At 65.3% G+C, this 19,132-nt stretch carries 22 protein-coding genes; 11 read left to right on the forward strand and 11 right to left on the reverse strand.

Features of this window, described 5'->3' with window-relative positions:
• Positions 1–29: 29 nt before the first annotated feature.
• Positions 30–2,177 carry a putative bifunctional diguanylate cyclase/phosphodiesterase gene (locus AC1ROK_RS09445; RefSeq protein ID WP_492846112.1) on the reverse strand — a complete coding sequence of 716 codons (2,148 nt, stop codon included), beginning with the start codon at positions 2,175–2,177 and terminating at the stop codon, positions 30–32.
• A gap of 320 nt (positions 2,178–2,497) precedes the next feature.
• Here AC1ROK_RS09445 and AC1ROK_RS09450 point away from each other — a divergent pair, with 320 nt between their 5' ends.
• Positions 2,498–2,932, forward strand: a complete 435-nt coding sequence (locus AC1ROK_RS09450; protein WP_492846114.1) for an ester cyclase — start codon at positions 2,498–2,500, stop codon at positions 2,930–2,932.
• A gap of 40 nt (positions 2,933–2,972) precedes the next feature.
• On the opposite strand, the gene AC1ROK_RS09455 is transcribed toward AC1ROK_RS09450, so the two are convergent.
• From AC1ROK_RS09455 to AC1ROK_RS09475, 5 genes are read right to left on the reverse strand one after another with little or no spacing between them, the layout of a single operon-like run.
• A complete protein-coding gene (locus tag AC1ROK_RS09455) occupies positions 2,973–3,809 on the reverse strand; it encodes a dipeptide ABC transporter ATP-binding protein (RefSeq protein ID WP_492846116.1) in 837 nt (278 codons plus the stop codon).
• Entirely contained in the window at positions 3,809–4,645 is an 837-nt protein-coding gene (locus tag AC1ROK_RS09460) for an ABC transporter ATP-binding protein (protein ID WP_492846118.1), read from the reverse strand. The genes AC1ROK_RS09455 and AC1ROK_RS09460 overlap by 1 nt, the downstream gene beginning before the upstream one ends.
• 4 nt (positions 4,646–4,649) lie before the next feature.
• Positions 4,650–5,555, reverse strand: a complete 906-nt coding sequence (locus AC1ROK_RS09465) for an ABC transporter permease subunit (RefSeq protein ID WP_492846120.1) — start codon at positions 5,553–5,555, stop codon at positions 4,650–4,652.
• On the reverse strand, positions 5,555–6,562 hold the full coding sequence (locus AC1ROK_RS09470) for an ABC transporter permease subunit (RefSeq protein WP_492846122.1): 1,008 nt from the start codon (positions 6,560–6,562) through the stop codon (positions 5,555–5,557). Before AC1ROK_RS09470 ends, AC1ROK_RS09465 begins: the two co-directional genes overlap by 1 nt.
• Positions 6,563–6,619: 57 nt before the next feature.
• Entirely contained in the window at positions 6,620–8,215 is a 1,596-nt protein-coding gene (locus AC1ROK_RS09475) for an ABC transporter substrate-binding protein (RefSeq protein ID WP_492846124.1), read from the reverse strand.
• Between the two features lie 277 nt (positions 8,216–8,492).
• Between AC1ROK_RS09475 and AC1ROK_RS09480 the strand changes: the two genes are divergently transcribed.
• The 3 genes from AC1ROK_RS09480 (at position 8,493) to AC1ROK_RS09490 (ending at position 10,400) form a co-directional block, all read left to right on the forward strand.
• A complete protein-coding gene (locus AC1ROK_RS09480; RefSeq protein ID WP_492846126.1) occupies positions 8,493–8,882 on the forward strand; it encodes a VOC family protein in 390 nt (129 codons plus the stop codon).
• An 85-nt stretch (positions 8,883–8,967) separates the two neighbouring features.
• A complete protein-coding gene (locus tag AC1ROK_RS09485; protein ID WP_492846128.1) occupies positions 8,968–9,894 on the forward strand; it encodes an aldo/keto reductase in 927 nt (308 codons plus the stop codon).
• A 5-nt stretch (positions 9,895–9,899) separates the two neighbouring features.
• A complete protein-coding gene (locus AC1ROK_RS09490) occupies positions 9,900–10,400 on the forward strand; it encodes a hypothetical protein (protein ID WP_492846130.1) in 501 nt (166 codons plus the stop codon).
• Between the two features lie 30 nt (positions 10,401–10,430).
• Here AC1ROK_RS09490 and AC1ROK_RS09495 read toward each other — a convergent pair whose 3' ends face one another.
• The 3 genes from AC1ROK_RS09495 to AC1ROK_RS09505 all read right to left on the reverse strand — a co-directional run bounded on the left by AC1ROK_RS09495 (position 10,431) and on the right by AC1ROK_RS09505 (position 12,835).
• Positions 10,431–11,159, reverse strand: a complete 729-nt coding sequence (locus tag AC1ROK_RS09495) for an SDR family NAD(P)-dependent oxidoreductase (RefSeq protein WP_492846132.1) — start codon at positions 11,157–11,159, stop codon at positions 10,431–10,433.
• Positions 11,156–11,653, reverse strand: a complete 498-nt coding sequence (locus AC1ROK_RS09500; RefSeq protein WP_055876662.1) for a 2,4'-dihydroxyacetophenone dioxygenase family protein — start codon at positions 11,651–11,653, stop codon at positions 11,156–11,158. The genes AC1ROK_RS09495 and AC1ROK_RS09500 overlap by 4 nt, the downstream gene beginning before the upstream one ends.
• 243 nt (positions 11,654–11,896) lie before the next feature.
• Positions 11,897–12,835 carry a Gfo/Idh/MocA family protein gene (locus AC1ROK_RS09505; RefSeq protein ID WP_492846135.1) on the reverse strand — a complete coding sequence of 313 codons (939 nt, stop codon included), beginning with the start codon at positions 12,833–12,835 and terminating at the stop codon, positions 11,897–11,899.
• Between the two features lie 124 nt (positions 12,836–12,959).
• Here AC1ROK_RS09505 and AC1ROK_RS09510 point away from each other — a divergent pair, with 124 nt between their 5' ends.
• Positions 12,960–13,160: a hypothetical protein gene (locus tag AC1ROK_RS09510; protein ID WP_055998793.1), complete on the forward strand. Its 201-nt coding sequence runs from the start codon at positions 12,960–12,962 to the stop codon at positions 13,158–13,160.
• Between the two features lie 36 nt (positions 13,161–13,196).
• Here the strand turns inward: AC1ROK_RS09510 and AC1ROK_RS09515 are convergent, their stop codons facing one another.
• Positions 13,197–14,453 (reverse strand): glycerate kinase type-2 family protein, encoded by a 1,257-nt coding sequence (locus AC1ROK_RS09515; protein WP_492846137.1) that lies wholly within the window; start codon positions 14,451–14,453, stop codon positions 13,197–13,199.
• Between the two features lie 301 nt (positions 14,454–14,754).
• Here AC1ROK_RS09515 and AC1ROK_RS09520 point away from each other — a divergent pair, with 301 nt between their 5' ends.
• From AC1ROK_RS09520 to AC1ROK_RS09545, 6 genes are all read left to right on the forward strand, one after another.
• Positions 14,755–15,261, forward strand: coding sequence for a hypothetical protein (locus tag AC1ROK_RS09520; RefSeq protein WP_492846139.1), 507 nt, complete (start codon positions 14,755–14,757; stop codon positions 15,259–15,261).
• Positions 15,262–15,362: 101 nt separating this feature from the next.
• On the forward strand, positions 15,363–16,085 hold the full coding sequence (locus tag AC1ROK_RS09525; RefSeq protein WP_492846141.1) for a DUF1045 domain-containing protein: 723 nt from the start codon (positions 15,363–15,365) through the stop codon (positions 16,083–16,085).
• On the forward strand, positions 16,063–17,199 hold the full coding sequence (locus AC1ROK_RS09530) for an alpha-D-ribose 1-methylphosphonate 5-triphosphate diphosphatase (protein WP_492846143.1): 1,137 nt from the start codon (positions 16,063–16,065) through the stop codon (positions 17,197–17,199). Before AC1ROK_RS09525 ends, AC1ROK_RS09530 begins: the two co-directional genes overlap by 23 nt.
• The gene (gene phnN / locus AC1ROK_RS09535; protein ID WP_492846145.1) at positions 17,199–17,753 is read left to right on the forward strand and encodes a phosphonate metabolism protein/1,5-bisphosphokinase (PRPP-forming) PhnN; all 555 of its coding nucleotides are present in this window, start codon (positions 17,199–17,201) and stop codon (positions 17,751–17,753) included. Before AC1ROK_RS09530 ends, phnN begins: the two co-directional genes overlap by 1 nt.
• A 54-nt stretch (positions 17,754–17,807) precedes the next feature.
• Positions 17,808–17,960 (forward strand): hypothetical protein, encoded by a 153-nt coding sequence (locus tag AC1ROK_RS09540; RefSeq protein ID WP_197421105.1) that lies wholly within the window; start codon positions 17,808–17,810, stop codon positions 17,958–17,960.
• Positions 17,944–18,159: a hypothetical protein gene (locus AC1ROK_RS09545; protein WP_492846148.1), complete on the forward strand. Its 216-nt coding sequence runs from the start codon at positions 17,944–17,946 to the stop codon at positions 18,157–18,159. Before AC1ROK_RS09540 ends, AC1ROK_RS09545 begins: the two co-directional genes overlap by 17 nt.
• 170 nt (positions 18,160–18,329) lie before the next feature.
• On the opposite strand, the gene AC1ROK_RS09550 is transcribed toward AC1ROK_RS09545, so the two are convergent.
• Positions 18,330–18,641: a septal ring lytic transglycosylase RlpA family protein gene (locus tag AC1ROK_RS09550; protein WP_082527963.1), complete on the reverse strand. Its 312-nt coding sequence runs from the start codon at positions 18,639–18,641 to the stop codon at positions 18,330–18,332.
• Positions 18,642–19,132 lie beyond the last annotated feature (491 nt).

The following is a 19,132-nucleotide window of genomic DNA, read 5'->3' on the forward strand; positions in this document are numbered from 1 at the left end:
CACTATTCGCTATTCGCTATTCGCCCCGCCTAGCTCGCTTCGCGCAAAGCCTGCTCGCCCTGCAGCAGGCGCTCGAGTTGCGCCAGCCGCAGCGGGCGGGCGAACAGGTAACCCTGGAATTCGCGACAGCCGAGGCGGGAGAGCAGCGCCGCTTCCTCGCGCCGCTCGACGCCTTCGGCGGTGACGGCGAGGCCCATGGCGAAGGCGTAGATCATGGTGGATTCCACCAGCGCCGCCTGCACCGGATCGCTGTCGATCTCGGCGACGAGCGAGCGATCGAGCTTCACCCGGTCGAAGCGGAATTGCTTGAGATAGCCGATCGACGAATAGCCGGTGCCGAAGTCGTCGAGCGCGATGATGATGCCGGATTGGCGGAGCTGTTCGATCAGCCGGATGGCGCGATCGGGGTGGGAGACCAGGAACGACTCGGTCACCTCGAGCTGCAGCCGGCTTGCGGCGACACCCCATTCGTCGAGGGTCGAGAAAACGGTCTGCGGCAGCGTCGGGTTGCGAAGCTGCGCCGGCGAGACGTTGACCGAGATCTTGAGGTTGCCGAGCGGGCCGATCTCCTCGATGGCGCGGCGCAGCGCGAACATGCCGAGATCGTCAATCAGGCCGGAGGCTTCGGCGGCGGGGATGAACTCGCCGGGGCCCATCGGACCGGCAGCGCGGCGGTTCCAGCGCATCAGCGCTTCGACGCCGAGGATAGCCTGGGTGCGGAAATCGATGATCGGCTGGTATTCGAGATCGAACTCGCCGGCTTCCAGTCCGCGCCGGATATCGGCCTGCAGCTCGATGCGGCGGCGGCGCTCGTCCTCGATCGCCGGGTCATAGGCCACCATGTGGTTGCCGCCGGTCTCGCGGGCCCGCGCCACGGCGGTTTCGGCCATGCGGATCAGGTTGCCAACGTTATCACGACGGGTCGGCGCATCGACGACACCGATGCTCAGGCCGATCTTCAGCTTGAGGTTACCGACCGGCACCGGCTCGCTGGCACCGGCGAGGATGCGGTCGGAGAAACCGCGGATCTTCTCGCCGGCGTCGTCACCGAGGCGGGCGAGCGATAGTTCGGTGGGCCCGGTGCGGGCGAGCACCGCCTGCCTGTCGGCGATCGACTCGAAACGGTCGGCCAGCGCGACCAGCAACTCGTTGGCAGCCTCGCGGCCATAGAGGCCGACGATATCCTGCAAGCCGTCGACATTGATCTGGCTGACCGCAACCGGGAGTTCGCCCCGCTTCCTGGGGATCGACTGGGTGATGTGTTCCTCGAGACCGAAGCGGCTCAAGAGCCCGGTCGTGCCGTCATAGCGGGCATTGTACCAGTCGCGCTCCTCGGAAACGGTGCGCAGTTTGATGGAATGGCGGAAAGCGGCGAGGACGACGAAGATCAGCACCCCGATGATCAGCATCACCAGTACTGCAACGGTCGCGGTGTGGGCGAAGGCCGGATCGCCAGGGCGGCGCGGCGGCCAGTCGATGGTGGCGATGGCCGCTCCCGCCGCGTCGGTGAGCGCCATCGAGTCGTGGTCCGGTTTGGGCACCTCGACGAGCCGCGGCAGCGGCAGCTGGAAGCGGGTGGCGACGTCGCGCAGCATGATGTCGTCGAGCTGGCGGGCGAGCCAGAGCACCCGGCGCTGCTCGCGCGGGATGCTGGCCTGGCCGGAATTGCCATGCACCACCGCGCCGGCCAGCGCCGCCGCGCCACGCGCGTTGCGCGACAGGTTGGAAACGGTCGCGTCGTCGCCGGCCTTGGCGATGCCCGCCTCGAGCCGCTCGAGCAGTTGCGGCACGCCACTGAACAGGTCGGCGAGCGTTCCGGTCACCGGTCCGCGGCTGGTTTCACCGAAGATGATGGTGCCGTTCACATCGGTGAGGATGGCGGTGTCGTAGGTATCGGAGATACGGGCGGTGGCGCCCCAGGCGGAATCGAGCCAGGCCGGATTGGGTTCGACATAGGTGTTGATGTAGGCCTCGGTCCAGGTCGCCTCGTCGGCGGTGCTCTCGGCGAGGCCGACCACCAGCGACTCCACTGCAGCGGCGATTGCACTCTTGCCGCGATCGGAATCGATGGCGTTCATCTCGGCGCTCATCAGGTGCATGGCGACGAACACCAGTGCACAGACGCCGAAATAGACGGCGACCGCCGGCAGGGCGATCCAGAAGGTGAAGTTCAGCAATGCCGATCGGCGCGCCGGCTTGCGCGCGCTGCGGGCATCAGAGCCCCGATTATGTCGCGCTTTCGAGGTGGAAAAGCCTGCAACTTTTCCTGAAAGCGCTCCGGCGGCCAGAGCCGACGTGCTTTTGGCAGCTTTGGGCAAGTAGAGACACCGGCGTGACAAGCATCGCCGAACGCTAAGGGCCCTGGCTTAACACCGGCTTAAAGCGCGCAACAGCAGCAGATGCGACACTGGTCGGGCGCTGGGCAGGGTGTTAGGTTCGGGACCGCAGCGCCACGTGAGGGGGCGCGTGGCGTTCACCCCAGAAAGGGGAGGACACCATGACCAAGGACGAACTGAAACGGATCGACGACCAAGGCCTGGCCGCCTGGGACAAGCACGATGGCGCCGCCTTCGTGAACCTCCTGGCGGACGACTTCGTCTGGTATGACTGGACGACGCCGCAACCGATCCGCGACAAGAAGGCCGCGAGGGCCTATTTCGACTCCTGGATGACTGCGTTTCCCGACCTGCATACGCGCCGCGTCAGCCAGATCGTCGGAGATGATGCCGTGGCGAGTGAACTCGAGTTCACCGGCACCAATAGCGGCCCGATGAGCATGGCCGGCCAGACCATTCCGGCGACGCAGAAGAAGGTCGTCGGGCACGGTGACTACTTCGCCCGGGTCCGCGACGGCAAGATCGTCGAGTTCCGCACGCATCCCGACGTTGCCGGCATGATGATGCAGATGGGCATGATGCCGACCATGCACTAGAGCATTTCACTGAAAGCGCTCTGGCCGGCAAAGCCCCGGATCAGGCTGAGGCCAGGGCGGCCTTCTTGGCCAGCCTGGCCTTGATGCTTTCGACGTCGGCGCGCGGCGTCGCGGCGAAAAGCGCGCGGGTATAGGGGTGCTCGGGATTCGAGAACAGCTTCTCGCGGGTCCCCTGCTCCACCGCCTCGCCCAGATACATCACCATCACCTCGTCGGCGATGTACTTCACCACGCTCAGGTCGTGGCTGATGAACACGTAGGTGAGCCCGAACTCGTCCTGCAGGTCGGCGAGCAGGTTGAGGATCTGCGCCTGCACCGACAAATCGAGGGCGGAGACCGGCTCGTCGAGCACCAGCAGCGATGGCTTCAGGATGATGGCGCGGGCGATGGCGATGCGCTGGCGCTGGCCGCCCGAGAACATGTGCGGATAGCGATTGAAGTGCTCGGGCTGCAGCCCGACCTTCACCAGCATATCGAGGGCGCGGTCGCGCCGTTCGGCGGCCGGCATGTCGGTGTTGAGCAGCAACGGCTCCATCAGCACGTTGCCGATCTTCTGGCGCGGGTTCAGCGAGCCATAGGGATTCTGGAAGACGATCTGCACCTTGCGGCGCATGGCGGCAGTCACGCCGGTCTTCTTGATGTCGATGGTCTCGCCATCGATCAGCAGCTCACCGCCGGTCTGCCGGTCGATGAGCGTGAGGATGCGCGCCAGCGTCGACTTGCCCGAGCCGGACTCGCCGACGATGGCGAGGGTCTTGCCCTGCTCGAGCTTGAAGCTGACGCCCTTGACCGCATGCACGGTGCGGCCACCGCCAAACAGCGTTCCGCCGATGTGATAGTCGCGAACGAGGTTCCTGGCTTCGAGGACTGCTGTCATCACACGGCCTCCTCGAAATTGGTGCCGGTAATGGTGGGCAGCCGATCGCCGGTGGCGTTGTCGGGGAGCGCCGCCAGCAGCGCCCGGGTGTAGTTGCTCTTGGGCGCGGTGAAGAGCTCGAGCACGCCCGCCTCTTCCATCTTGCGGCCCTTGTATTGCACCACGACGCGGTCGGCGGTTTCGGCGACGACACCGATATTGTGGGTAATCATGATCAGGCCCATGCCGTGCTCGGCCTGCAGCCGCACCAGCAGATCGAGGATCTGCTTCTGGATAGTGACGTCGAGCGCCGTGGTCGGCTCGTCGGCGATCAAGAGCTTGGGGTTGCAGGCAATGGCCATGGCGATCATGACACGCTGGTTCTGGCCGCCCGACATCTGATGCGGATAGGACTTCAATCGCTCGGCCGGGTCGGGGATGCCGACCTGATCGAGCAGTTCGACGGCGCGGGCCCGGCGCCTCTGCTTGTCCATGCCGAGGTGGAAGCGCAGCACTTCCTCGATCTGGAAACCCACCGTGAAGCAGGGGTTCAGGCTGGTCATCGGCTCCTGGAAGATCATGGCGACATCCTTGCCGATGATCTTGCGCTTGTCGGCGGCCGACATGGCGAGCAGATCCTTGCCGTCGAAAGTCATCTTGTCGGCGCTGACATGCGCCGTGGGCGGCAGGAGGCCCATGACGGCCAGCATCGCCACCGACTTGCCGGAGCCGGACTCGCCGACAATGGCCAGCACTTCGCGGGCGTCGACATGGATGTCGATGCCCTTGACGGCGTTGAACACGCCGACCGAGGTATCGAAGCTGACGGTGAGGTTTTTGACTTCGAGCAGGTGCATCGCCTCAGCTCCGCTTGAGCTTGGGATCGAGCGCATCGCGCAGGCCGTCGCCGACGAGGTTGATGGCGAGAACCGTGATCAGGATGGCGAGGCCGGGCATGGTGACGATCCACCAGGCGCTGGTGATGAACTCACGGGCGCGCGCCAGCATGGTGCCCCATTCCGGTGTCGGCGGTTGCGCGCCCATGCCGAGAAAGCCGAGCGCCGCCGCCTCGAGGATGGCATTGGAAAAGCTCAGCGTCGCCTGGACGATCAGCGGCCCGAGGCAGTTGGGGAGGATGGTGATGAACATCAGACGCAGGTTGCTGGCGCCGGCAACCTTGGCCGAGGTGACATACTCGCGGCTCTTTTCGCTCAGCACCGCAGCGCGGGTCAGGCGGGCGAAGTGCGGCTGCAGCACCAGCGCGATGGCCAGCATGGCGTTGAACAGGCCGGGGCCGAGGATGGCGACGAGCACCAGCGCCAGCAGCAGCGACGGGAAGGCGAGGATGATATCCATGACGCGCATGATCAGGGCATCGACCCAGCCACGGAAATAGCCGGCGAGCAGCCCGAGCGTAACGCCGACGATCAGCGCGCCGGTGACCACGATGAAGCCGATCATCAACGAGTAGCGCGAGCCGTGGATCAGGCGCGAGAGGATGTCGCGGCCGACCTCGTCGGTGCCGAGGAAGAACTGCGGCTGCGTGCCACCGGCCCAGGGCGGCGCCATGCGGATGAACTCGCGGAACTGCTGGTCGGGCGAGAACGGCGCCAGCACCGGCGCGAAGATCGCGACGAGGATCAGCAGCAGGAACACGGCGAGGCCGAGCACTGCACCGTGGTTGGTCGAGAAATAGTACCAAAACTCGCGCAGGCCGCTGAAACGGCCCGGAGCGGCTGAGGTCGTGGTGGTGGTTTCTGCTGCCATCACTGCACCCTGATGCGCGGATTGATGACGGCGTAGAGGATGTCGACGATGAGGTTCACCGCCATGACGATCAACGCGATGAGCAGCAGGCCCGACTGGACCGAGACGTAGTCACGCTTGGAAATCGAGTCGATCATCCATTTGCCGATGCCCGGCCAGGAGAAGATCGTCTCGGTGAGGATGGCGCCGGCCATCAGCAGGCCGATCTGCAGGCCGATGGTGGTGACGACGGGGATCAGCGCGTTGCGGAAGGCGTGAACACCGACGACGCGGTTGGGGTCGAGGCCCTTGGCGCGCGCGGTGCGGACATAGTCCTCGCCCAGCACTTCCAGCATGGCGGAGCGCGTTTGTCGGGCGATGACAGCGAGCGGGATGGTGCCCAGGACGATCGCCGGCAGGATCAGGTGACGCAGCGCCGAGATGAAGCCGTCGGGTTTGCCGGCGAGCAGGCTGTCAATCAGCATGAAACCGGTGACGCGCGGGAAGAAGAAGTTCAGCGCGATGCGGCCCGATACCGGGGTCCAGCCGAGATAGCCGGAAAAGAAGATAATGAGCAGCAGCCCCCACCAGAAGATCGGCATCGAATAGCCGGTGAGCGCCACGCCCATGGTGATCTGGTCGAACCACGAGCCGCGCTTGATGGCGGCGAAGATGCCGGCGGGGATGCCGAGCGCCACCGCGATCAGCATGGCGAACAGCGCCAGCTCGACGGTGGCGGGGAACAGGGTCATGAACTCATCGATCACCGGCCGTTTGGTGGCGAGCGAGATGCCGAAATTGCCCTGCAGGATGCCGGCGACGTAATTGAAGTACTGCTGCCAGATCGGCAGGTTGTAGCCGAACTGTTCCTTCAGGATCTCGTAGCGTTCGGGGGTGACGCCGTGCTGGCCGGCCATCGCCAGGATGGGGTCGCCGGGGAGCAGGCGGATGAAGGCAAACGACGCGATCGTGATGCCGATGATGGTCGGCACGATCAGGGCGAGTTTCTGGAGGATGAATCGCAGCATTGGGTACGCCAAGGGGCGGCGCCGGTGCTGGCGCCGCCCCTTGAACTCTATCTCTAATTATTCGGTCACGTCGACATTGTCGAAGCGGTGAATCCCGAGCGGATCCATGGTGTAGCCCTGGACGCGCTTGTTCATCGGCATGAAGACCTTGGAGTGCGCCATGGTCAGGGCCGGCTCTTCGGCTTTGAAGATTTCCTGGGCCTTGGTGTAGAGCGCGGTACGCTCAGCCTGGTCGGAGACCTTCTTGGCGTCCTGGATGGCCTTCTCGAAGTCGTCGTTGCACCAGCTCGAGTAGTTGGAAACGCCAATGGCCGAGCAGGAGAACAGCGTCGCAAAGAAGTTGTCCGGATCACCGTTGTCGCCGGTCCAGCCGATCTGGAACGCACCCGGGCGATCCTTCTGCTTGCCGCGCTCGCGGTACTCGGTCCACTCGTAGGTGACGATGTTGGCAGTGACGCCGACCGCGGCCCAGTCGGCCTGGATCATTTCGGCGGCGCGCTGCGCGTTGGGGTTGTACGGACGGCTGACCGGCATGGCCCACAGGTCGAGGGTCAGGCCCGTGACGCCGGCATCGGCGAGGAGCTTCTTGGCGCCTTCCGGATCGTAGGCCGTGTCGACGATCTTGTCGTCATAGGACCACATGGTCGGCGGGATCAGGTTCTTGGCCGCCTGGCCAGCACCCTGGTAGACCGCATCGACCAGCGCCTGCTTGTTGATGGCCATCGAGAGCGCCTTGCGGACGTTCACGTTATCCATCGGAGCGACGGTGGTGTTGTAGGACATGTAGCCGATGTTCAGGCCTTCCTGCTCCAGCACCTGCAGGTTGGTGTCGGCCTTGAGGCCCTCGATGTCAGCCGGAGCGGGATACGACATGATATCGCATTCGCCGGCCTTGAGCTTCTGCGCACGCACCGCCGGATCGGTGGTGATGGCGAAGATCAGGTCGTCGATCGCCACCTTGCCGCGCCAGTAGTCGGCGAAAGCCTGGTAACGGATGACGGCGTCGGTCTGGTAGTCGACGAACACGAAGGCGCCGGTACCGACCGGCTTGTTCGAGAAGTCGGCCAGGTTGCCCGAAGCGGCGAGCTGGTCGGCATATTCCTTGGAAACGATCGAGGCGAAGTCCATGCCCAGGTTCGCCAGCATCGGCGCGTTGGGCTCGTTCAGCGTGATCTTGACGGTCAGGTCATCGACCTTCTCGATCGACTTGAGGAACTTGGGCATGTCCATGCCCTGGAAGTAGTCCCACGAGATGCCCTCGAGGTACTTGTTCCACGGATTGTCTTCCTTCCACTGACGCTCGAACGAGAAGATCACGTCGTCGGCGTTCAGGTCGCGGGTCGGGGTGAAATACGAGGTGGTGTGGAACTTCACGCCCGGACGGAGGTGGAAGGTGTATTCCAGGCCGTCAGCGGAAATCTCCCACTTCTCGGCGAGGCCCGGCTGCACGGCGGTGCCGCCATGCTCGAACTCGACGAGGCGATCATAGATGGTGCGCGAGCTGGCGTCGAAATCGTTACCACCGGTGGTCGGACCGGGGTCGAAGTGCGCCGGCGAGGCTTCCGAGCAGAACACGAGCTGCTTGGCATAGACGCTGCCGCCCATCACCGCGACGAGCGCAGTGGCGGCGAGCAGGGTTTTCATCAAATGCATGATGGTTGTCTCCCGAAAAGCATTACGCCCCGGCATTCAACGGCAGAGTCCCTTCCGCCGGCCGGAGCTTGGCGCGCAACAAAGCGCTTTTTCTTCCGCCACGCAATGGTCCAGTTTTACCGGTTGGTCAAAGTCCTGTCGTACAGAATGCCGTTTCAACAAAGCCGTCGTCGCCGCAAACCTGAGTTTTTCGGGAGGTAAAGCGGTTGCGCAGGTGGGATCGATTTCACACCGCGCCGATTGACGGTCGCGACGCGGTGCCGCAAATGATCCGTGCATGAGCCCGTCCATCGCCACAATCGCCCTCGTCGTCGCCGACTATGACGACGCCATCTCGTTCTATGTCGACAAACTCGGGTTCTCGCTCGGCAGCGACCTCGACATGGGTGGCGGCAAGCGCTGGGTCACCGTGGCGCCGGCCGGCGGCGGGGCCAGGCTGCTGCTGGCCAAGGCAGACGGCGACACGCAATCGGCCCGTGTCGGCAACCAGACCGGCGGTCGGGTGGGGTTCTTTCTCGAGACCGACGATTTCGCCCGTGACCACGCGAACTATGTGGCGCGCGGGGTCAAGTTCCTCGAGTCACCGCGGCACGAGGTCTATGGCTCGGTGGCGGTGTTCGAGGACCTCTATGGCAACAAGTGGGACCTGATTCAGCCCAAGGGCTGAGGCCTCCATCGCTTGTCGCCGATGGATGGCAAGGCTAGGCTCGCCTGACCTTCCTTCTCTCCGCCAAGCCATACTGGAGATAACAATGAGCAAGCGCCGCCTCGGCCGCACAGAGCTTTTCATCGACCCGTTGGTCTTCGGTTGCAACGTGCTGGGCTGGACGCTGGAGGAGCAGGCGGCCTATCCGGTGCTCGACGCGTTCCTCGATGGCGGCTTTGCGGCGCTCGACACCGCCGACAGCTATGGCAAGGGCAAGTCGGAGACGATCATCGGCAACTGGATGAAGGCGCGCGGCAACCGCGACAAGGTGCTGGTGTTCACCAAGGTCGGCTCGGATATGGGCCAGGGCCATCGCGACCTCAGCGCCAAGTGGATCGAGGAGGAAGTCGACGCCTCGCTGAGGCGGCTCAAGACCGACTATGTCGACCTCTACCAGACGCATTGGCCCGATCCGAATACGCCGCAGGACGAGACGCTCAAGGCGCTCGACAAGCTCGTTAAGGCCGGCAAGGTCCGCTATATCGGCTCGTCCAACCAGGATACGGCCCTGTTGACCGAGGCGCTCGGCATCTCGAAGGCGAACGGCACCGCGCGTTACGAGACGATCCAGAACGAGTTCAACCTCTACGACCGCGCCAAATTCGAGGACGTGCAGGCGACCTGCGTTGCCGAGGGCGTCTCAGGGATCGGCTATTTCAGCCTGGCCCGCGGCTTTCTTGCCGGCAAGTATCGCAGCGCGGCCGACGCACAGAAGAGCCCGCGCGGCCAGACCGTGGTGGAGAAATACCTCAACCCCAAAGGCTATCGCATCCTCGAGGCGCTCGATGCGATCGCCGAGCGAACCGGCGCGCTGCCGGCTGAGATCACCCTCAGCTGGATCGCAGCGCAGCCGGGCGTCGGCGCACCAATCGCCTCGGCGACATCGGTCGAGCAGGTGCAAAGCCTGATGCGCGGCGCCAACCTGACGCTGAGCGCCGATGACCTGAAGCTGCTGACGGACGCCGGCAAGTGAAGCCGATGGCTGCATCGATGGTGCGGTTGGCGGGGGCGATTGTCGCGCTGACCTCCCCTGCCCTCGCCCAGGAAGCGGGCTGGCATTATTCGCCGTTGGCGGGAGAGGGCGATCGGGCGGCACTGGGGTGCGCGGCCGGATCGACGCCAAAGGAATTCGTCTGCCTCGCGGTGCGCTGCGAGGATGATTTCGAGATCGGCATTCATCTGCACACCAGCCGCCCCGGCGGCGACGCCGGACGGTGGCGTATCGATATCGACAAGGAAGACGGACACGAGGTCGACGCCAAGCCCGATGGCTCGCCCTATAACGCCCGCATCGAGGGCGACGTGACGCCGCTGCTCGAGGCGCTGAAAAATGGCGGCCTCGCCTTTCTCGATCCGAAAGCCGGACCCGACCTGCCCCGGAACGGCATCACGCTCGACGGCTCGCTGTACGTGATCAACCAGGCGCTGTACTTCTGCGCGCCGCGCGTGCCGCCGGTCGAGGCCTCGGTCGCCCAATAACTGGTTGAGCGGTGTTGCCGATGATCTCGCTCACGCAACGAGGTAGCCGCCGTCGACCGGCAGGATCGCGCCGGTAATGAAGCCGGCGAGCGGCGAGCAGAGGAACAGCGCGGCGGGCGCCAGGTCCGCCGGAGTGCCCCAGCGGCCGAGCGGGGTGCGGCCCATCAATTCGGCGTTGCGCGCCTCGTTGGCGCGCGGCACCGCGGTCATCGCCGTCTCGATCCAGCCGGGGGCGAGCGCATTGACGCGGATCTGCTCCTTGGCAAAGGCGGTGGCGAGCGACTTGGTGAGGCCGGCGACGGCGTGCTTCGACGCCGCATAAGCCGGGGCGTGCGGCGCGCCGAAGAACGAGAACATCGAGCCGATGTTGAGAATAGCGCCGCCGGCGAGCTTGTCCTTGAAGGCGTAAGCGGTGCGCATCGAGCCGTTGAGGTTGATGTCGATGACGGTGGCAAAACCATCGACGGTGTGCTCGGCGGCGCGGAGGTTCACCCCGGCGCAGTTGATCAGCGCGGCAACACTGCCGAAGGTCGCGGCGTATTCGGCGACCTGCTCGGTGTTGCGAACGTCGAGCTGAGTGTAGCGGAAGCGCGGCTCGGCGGCGGCGCCGGCCTCGACCTCGGCCTGGGTGGCGCCGGTGACATGCACCACCGCCCCGGCGTCAGCAAAAGCGCGACCGATGCCCTGGCCAATGCCGGACGTACCGCCGGTGATGACGACGGTCTTCTTGGCGTAGAATTCGGATGCCCAGTGGCTCATCTGACGAACTGGTCCACGTAGTCCGCGCCGAGCCCCACCTTTTCGTAGTGCTTCTTGCACATGTCGATCTTGGTGAAGACGTCCTCGAAGCCGACCTGCTTGTTGTCCTTGTCGAGATAGACCATGCAGCCGGAGATATTGAAGAAGGTGATCATCTCCGGAGTGTCCTCGGGCACGGTCAGGGTGTGGATCTCGCCGGGGGGCTCGAACACATAGGAGCCGGTTTCGGCCACCCAGTCGTGCTCGAGATAGTGCCAGCGGCCCTTGATGACGTAGCCGTGCACCGGCTGGGGGTGCAGGTGCCGGCTCAGAATGCCGGCGCGGCGGACGCGCAGCAGGTTGCACCACTGGCCCTGCAGGGTGTTGAGGAACAGCGGACGGAACCAGACGCCCTCGGCCTGCGGCACCCAGACCCGCTCATCCTCGGGGACGGCGGTAATGGCGATTTCCCGGGGCGCCATCGGATGCGCCGAGCCGTTGAAGGTCTCGTACATGGCAGGTCTCCTCCTAACTGGTATGGTAGCTGTAGCGGTGCGAGCTAACCCCGCCAGTCGACCTACGTCTAGTGGCGTCGCGCATTCGACAGCGCATCAACGATAGTCCGGCGCGGACTGTCCCCCACCCCTGTCCCCTCCCCGCAAGGGGGAGGGAGACGCAAACTGAGATGCTGGTGTGAGGAGGGGACAGGGTGGGGTCAGCGCGCACCGGCCCGTCCGTTCCGTCCCGAAGTGTTCGTCCTACCAGTGGAACTCGTCGACGTTTTCGCGAGCGCCGAGCAGGAACGCATCGCCGATCAGCCTGAGGGGCGAGCCGTCCATTTCGGACTTGCCCTTCTTCAACAGCTTGGCGAAGCGCTCGTAGATGGCCTCGTATTCCTCGGAGGGGTTGGCGACGGTTTCCTTGCCATTGACGGTGAGCACGGTGCCGCCCCGCTCGAGCTTCAGCTGGGTGCCCTTCCGGGTTTCGATGGTGATGGTCCAGATCTCGCCGGACTCCTCCAACCAGTTGAAGCCGGCGCTGAGCTTGGGCTGGTGCTTTTCGCCGGACTTGAAGACGATCTCGACATCAACAGGGGTCTGGCGATTGGCCGGGAATTTCAGCCGCGCGCTTTCGACGAAGACTGGGAACGGCATGATCTTGGTGAAGATCGACATGGCGTTGATGCCCGGATCGCAGACGCCGAAGCCGCCGGGCTCCCACACCCATTCCTGGCCGGGGTGCCACTTGCGGACGCTCTCGCTCCAGTCGATACGGACCGAGGCGACGCCTTCGTCCTTGAGGATCAGTTTGGCGGTGTCGACGGCGGCATTGTAGCGTGAGTGCCAGGTCTGGAAGAGCACCTTGCCCTTCTTTTCGCCATAGGCGACGAGGTCCTCGAACTCGGTGATGGTGGGGGTCGGCGGCTTTTCCAGGAGCACGTCCTTGCCGGCATCGATGGCCTGCCGCACATAGGCGTGGCGCACGCCGGGCGGGGTGCAGATGGCGACGAGCTTCACCTCGGGCATGGCCTTGTAGAGCTCGGCCGGGGTCTTGAACACCGGCACGTCACGATGGCCGAGGCCGCGAGTCGAGACGCAGGCCGCAAGCTCGAAATCCGGGCTCTTGTCGATCACCGGCAGGTGCTGATCCTGCGCGATCTTGCCGATCCCGATGACGGCGATCTTCTTTTTGGCCATTGCCGAAACACTCCCTGAAAGCGGCCGCACTTAAAGGCATGGGCGGTGGAAAGGGAAGTTCCTCACCAAGGAAAATCGTCCGGCTGCCTAAGGTGCGCTATGCTGGAGGCAACAGGAGGCCGCCATGTCGCGAGCATTCGTCAGTGAAGGCAACAGCGTGCCGCAGGTGTTCGCCTCGGCGGAAAGCGCCGAGAGCGCCGCCAACCTACAGCGGGCGATGGACGGCAAGGACTATGACTATGAGGTGCGGCCGCGTCAGCGCGGCGGCTACATGGTGGCGCGCCTCAGCAAGGACGGCACGTTCGACTCGTGGGTCGAGGAATAACGTCCAGCGCAGTCGGCGGTCGGCCTTCCCCAGCCTTCACCGCACGATAATGGCGCGAAAATCGTTGACGTTGGTGCCGGTGGGGCCAGTCAGCAGCAGGCCGCCGACGGCACGGAAGGCATTGTAGGCATCGTTGTTGGCCAGCGCGCGACGCGGGTCGATGCCGGCGGCGCGCATCCTCGCCGCAGTGTGGCCGTCACAGACGGCGCCGGCATTGTCGCCTGCCCCGTCGATGCCGTCGGTGTCGGCAGCCAGCGCGGTGATCCCATCGATGCCATCGATGGCGAGAGCGAAGGCGAGCAGGAACTCGGCGTTGCGGCCGCCCCTTCCATCGCCGCGGATGGTGACGGTGGTCTCGCCGCCCGACAGCAGCAGCGCAGGCTTGGCGAACGGACGGTTGCGAGTCCTGATCTCCCGAGCGAGAGCGGCGTGGACGGACGCGACATCGCGCGCTTCGCCTTCGATCGCGTCGGAGAGGATATGGGCTTCGAGCCCCGCCTGGCGGGCCTCGGCGGCCGCTGCCTCCAGCGACAAGGCGGCGGACGCTATGATGCGGACGGTGTTGTGCAGGAAGCGCGGATCACCGGCCCGCGGCGCCGGGTTGAGATCGGAGGCCAGCAGTTGTTCGGCAGCTGCCGGCAGTTTCAGCCGGTAGAGCGCGGCGAGGTGGCGGGCTTCGGCGCGGCCCGAGCTCAGCGGCACCGTCGGGCCGGAGGCGACCAGCGACGGGTCGTCGCCCGGGATATCGGAGACGATGAGGGTGGCGACGCGGGCCGGCGACGCCAAGGCGGCGAGGCGACCACCCTTGATGGCGCTGAGCTCGTTGCGGATGACATTCATCACCGAGATCGGCGCGCCCGAGGCCAGCAGGATCTCGTTGACCACCTGCTCGTCCTCGAAGCTGAGACCAGCCGCGGGTTGCGGCAACAGCGCCGAGCCACCGCCCGAAATCAGCGCCACCACCAGGTCGTCATGGCCGAGGCCGGAGACCTTTTCCATCAACCGGCGGGCGGCGAGGTAGCCCGCCATGTCGGGCACCGGATGGGCGGCCTCGACGATTTCGATGCGCTCGCAGGGCGTGCCGTAGCCGTAGCGGGTGACCACGAGGCCGCTGTCGATCGGGCCGGACCAGGCCAGCTCGAACGCCCGCGCCATCTGGGCCGAAGCCTTGCCGGCGCCGATCACGATGGTCCGTCCCTTTGGCGGCTCCGGCAGGTTTGCGGCGATGGCGTGCTGCGGCTGAGCCGCGTCGACGGCACGATGATAGAGCCGTTCGAGAAGGTCGCGATCCATGAAGCCCCGGGGTGCTGATTTGCCGTCGATATTGGCGGCGACGATCGGCCGAGGCAAGCACCGGGCCGGCAACGCGTTCATGCCCGGTACAGCTCGCATCTTCCAGGAGGCGCGCCAGAAGAAGGCACGGCCCGGTCTGTGTCCGATGCGCAACGTTAACAGCTGGTCTTGCTGAACAAGGGCTAAATGGCCACCTCACGCTGAGTTCAAGCGCCGGGACCTAGTTGCCGCCGCAAGAAACCAACGACATAGTCAGGCATCGATCGTGGACGCGATCGATGGGCCTGCGCAGGAAACAACAATGAACAGAATTCGTCCTCTCGCGGGCGCGTTGCTCGCGGCACTGATGTTGTCGCCGTTTGCTGGAGCGACCTATGCCGGCGACGTGCTTCCCCTCGACCCCGGCGGCGGCCTGCCGCCGATCGACGGAACCGGGCCCGCCGACGGGCCCGGCCCGATCGATGGGCTGGCTCCTCCTGGCGCGATCGACACGGGCTCACCCACATCGAGCGACGGCGGGGGCGAGTCCGACTACGTCCCCGAGCCGCCCCTGCAGACCCGGCATTTCGGGCTCAATGTCCAACTGAGCTGCGCCGTTTCGGGGACTCCGAACGCTATCGTCGTCGTCAACCACAGTGCCGAAGCGCTGCCGCCGGGCACCCGGATCAAATGGCAGCTGAAGAGCGAGGGCAAGCGCGGCTTCTTTGCGCTGCTGAGCCCATTGGCCGGCGGCGAAACGCTGGTCGCCGACAATGTGTTGGACGGCACCGCGAACCAGGCGGCCGACTGCGTGGCGCGCGTCATCTGAGCTTCGGCTGAACCCGGCAGTGGACAGCTTGTCGGGCTGACAAAAAACTGACATCGAACGGGGCTAGTCAGCCCCGTCCCTTGCCGAGCCTGAAGTCCCCGATGCCCGAGCGCTTTGCCATCTACTACGCCCCCGGTGCGGCCGAGCCGCTCTGGGCGAAATCCGCCGAGTGGCTCGGCCGCGACCCGCTGAGCGGGGCAGCGCTCGATGGCCCGCTCGCCGGCACGGCGCGCGACGCGCTGTTCGACCGGAGCGTGTCGGCCCGGCGCTACGGCTTCCACGCCACGATCAAGGCGCCGATGACGCTGGCCGCCGGCAAGTCGCGCGCCGAACTCGAGGACGCGCTGGCCGATTTCGCCGCCGGGGCGGTGCCGGTGGCGATCGGCCGACTGAAACTCCACCTGATCGACGGCTTCCTGGCGCTGATCCCGGCAGACCAGCCGCGCGAGCTCACCGACTTTGCGGCCGAAGTGGTCGAGGCGTTCGAACCGTTCCGTGCGCTGCCCTCGGCGGCCGAGCGCGAACGGCGGCTCAAGGGCGGACACCTGAGCGAGCGGCAGATCGAACTGATGGACCGCTTCGGCTACCCGTACGTGTTCGAGCAGTTCCGCTTCCACATGACCTTGACCGACCGGCTGCCCGAGCATGAGCGCGAGGCCTATGCGCGCGCTGCCGCGGCGCATTTCGGCCCGCTGGCCGAAGCCGACACCACACTGGACAGGTTAGTGCTGTTCCACGAGCCTGAGCCGGGGGCGCCCTTTATGCGCCTCGGCGATTTCATTCTCACTGGGGAGGCCGCCGATGAGCGAATTCGCGCTCGCTAACGCTCGTATCGTTCTCAATGATGAGGTGGTGACCGGCTCGGTGCTGGTGCGCGACGGGGTGATCGCGGCAATCGACGCCGGCTCGGTGCGGGCCGGCGAGGACGTGGAGGGCGACTATGTCATCCCGGGCCTGGTCGAGCTCCATACCGATCACTTCGAGAACCACTACCGGCCGCGGCCGGGCGTGACCTGGAACGCCATCGCGGCGCTGCAGAGCCACGACGCGCAGGTCGCCGGCGCCGGCATCACCACGGTGTTCGACGCCGTGCGGATCGGTTCGGACCCGGAGGTCGGCGACATCACTGCAGATGTGCGCGCCATGGTCGACGCGGTGGCCGAGGCCGATGCCGGCGACCGGCTCAGGGCCGACCACCACATCCACCTCCGGTGCGAGCTGGCGACGCCCGACGTGGCGCAGCACTTCGAGGACAATTGCAGCAACCCGATCGTCGGGCTCGCCTCGCTGATGGACCACACGCCGGGCGCGCGCCAATACACGACGCTCGACCACTACATCGCCTACTACCAGAAGAAGCTGCGTCTGTCGGACGCCGAGATGGCGCGGTACATCGCCGACCGGCAGGCCGAGCGCGACAAGTATGCCGACAAGAACCGCGCCGCGATCCTGAAACGCGGCCGCGAGATCGGGCTGGCTTTTGCCAGCCACGACGATGCGACGGTCGAGCATGTCGACGAGGCGGTGCGCGACGGTATGGCGATTGCCGAGTTCCCCACCACCATGGAAGCGGCGCGCGCCTGCCACGAGGCCGGCATGGCCGTGCTGATGGGCGCCCCCAACGTGGTGCGCGGCAAATCGCACAACGGCAATATCTCGGCGGCGGAGCTGGCGCGGGCAGGCGTGCTCGACGTCCTGAGCTCGGATTATGTGCCGTTCTCGCTGATCTACGCGGCCTTCCTGCTGCCGGAAGTGGCCGACAGCATCACGCTGCCGGAATCGGTGGGCATGGTGACCTCGCGGCCGGCAGCGGCGGCGCACCTCAATGATCGCGGCGAGATTGCCATCGGCAAGCGCGCCGACCTCGTGCGGGTGCGGCGGACCGACCCGGTGCCGGTGGTGCGCGCTGTGTGGCGGCAGGGCAAGCGGGTCAGCTGATGAGCCACGGCGCCCTCGTGCTCGTCGTCGGACCGTCGGGCGCCGGCAAGGATACGCTGATCGGCGCGGCCAAGGCGGCCCTCGCCGACGATCATCGCTTCAGCTTCCCGCGCCGGGTGGTGACGCGTACGGCGATGGTCGAGCTCGAGGATCACGACAGCATCGACGTCAACGAGTTCGGCCGGCAGAAGCTGCGCGGCGCCTATGCGCTGGATTGGGAAGCGCATGGGCTCTGCTATGGCGTGCCGGCGGCAATCGACGCGGCAATGGTGGCCGGGCGGATCGTGGTGGTGAACACCTCGCGCAAGGTGATCGAGCGGGCGATAGAGAAGTACCCCAGCTGCCATGTGCTGCTAGTGACGGCGCGACCGGAGGTGCGGGCGAAGCGCCTGGCCGGGCGTGGCCGGGAGAGCGCCGAGGACATTGAGGCACGGCTGCAGCGCGAAGGCGCACCGGTGCCGGATGGGATCGTGCCTCGGATCATCGACAACTCGGCCGGGCTCGACGACGGGATCGCATCATTCGTCGGGGCGCTTCGCTCGATCGCCGATTGAACCTGCGGCGGGGCTGACGCGTTGCTCCCTTGGAACAGCGTCAGAGGAACCGGCATGAGCAGAAGTTCGCTTTACACCGTCATCGCAGTGCTCGCGGCGCTCGCCGTCGGCTTCGGCATCTACATCGCCTACCAGGAATCGCAGAAGCCGGCGCTCGAGATCCGCGTCGACGAGGGAGGGATCAAGATCGATGGCAATGGTGGTTGACGAAGCCCGGCGCACCCAGTTGATCGAAGAGGCGCTCAAGCACGCGCTGCAGCGGCAGCCGGTGGAGAAGGTTGCCGATCTCGATCTCACCAAGCTGGCCGTGGATATCGAGGCAGTCATCGGGGCGGAGCCGCATCCGCTCGACCCCGAGGAGGACGGGCTGACGACCGGCGAACTCAACGCGGCAAACGATATCTAGGGCGGCGTCTGTCGCGCTGCCGAACCAGCTTTTCCTGAAAGCGCTCCCGGGCAAAAGCAAAGGGGCCGCCCATCTCACCTGGGCGACCCCTGATCTTGCGAACCGATCGGCCGTTGGCCACACGCTCAAAGCGGACAGGTCTCAACCCTGCCCCGAGCGCCATTCGGTTTTTACAGCTTGGCGACGCACACTTTGCCGACACCTGCATTCTTGGTGCCGAGCCTGGCAGCAGCTGCCTTGCTGAGGTCGATAATGCGGCCCTTGGCGAAGGGACCGCGGTCGTTGATCGTGACCTTGATCGACTTGCCCGTCCGCTGGTTCGTGACTTTCACGACCGTGCCGAGGGGGAGAGTCTTGTGGGCCGCAGTCATGGCATTCTCATTGAACCGCTCGCCCGAGGCCGTCTTCTTGCCGTGGAAACCTGGTCCATACCAGGACGCCCCACCGCACTGATCTGCCATTGCGCCTGTGACTGAGGTCATAAGGCCCGTCACGAGGGCTGCGGCGACCAGAACGATTTTCCTATTCAACCTTGGACTACTCACGCTTGTTTACGATGGCCGGAGAAGGCTTTGGCGGTGTGGCGACAATATGAACCGAAAATGAACACCGCCCTTCCAAGTGCAACCGTTGCGGAAATGCATCAGTAGCATTACCCGGCCTCGGCGGGATTTTGCGCGAGATTCCAGAAACTTGTCCGGGTTTGGCCAATGACTCGGAAGGGATGCCGCGGTGCGAAGTTTTTCTCCGCCGGGCGCGAAAACATCGTCGGAAGCCGCCGCCGATCGACAGAATAAGGCACGATTTCGGTCGCAAAGACCGGCAAACGGCCTCCAGATCCAATCGCCACGAGGGAATTTCCGCCAGCGTGGATGGCTGCGAGGTGAGCCCAAAATTCCTATTTTTGACCAATTGATAAAATTTCGGAGCTGCGCTAGCGTCCTTAGTCTGGAATGGCTCTAAGGAGAGAGGG

It is taken from the genome of Devosia sp. GW821-FHT12F11 (genome assembly GCF_058806655.1).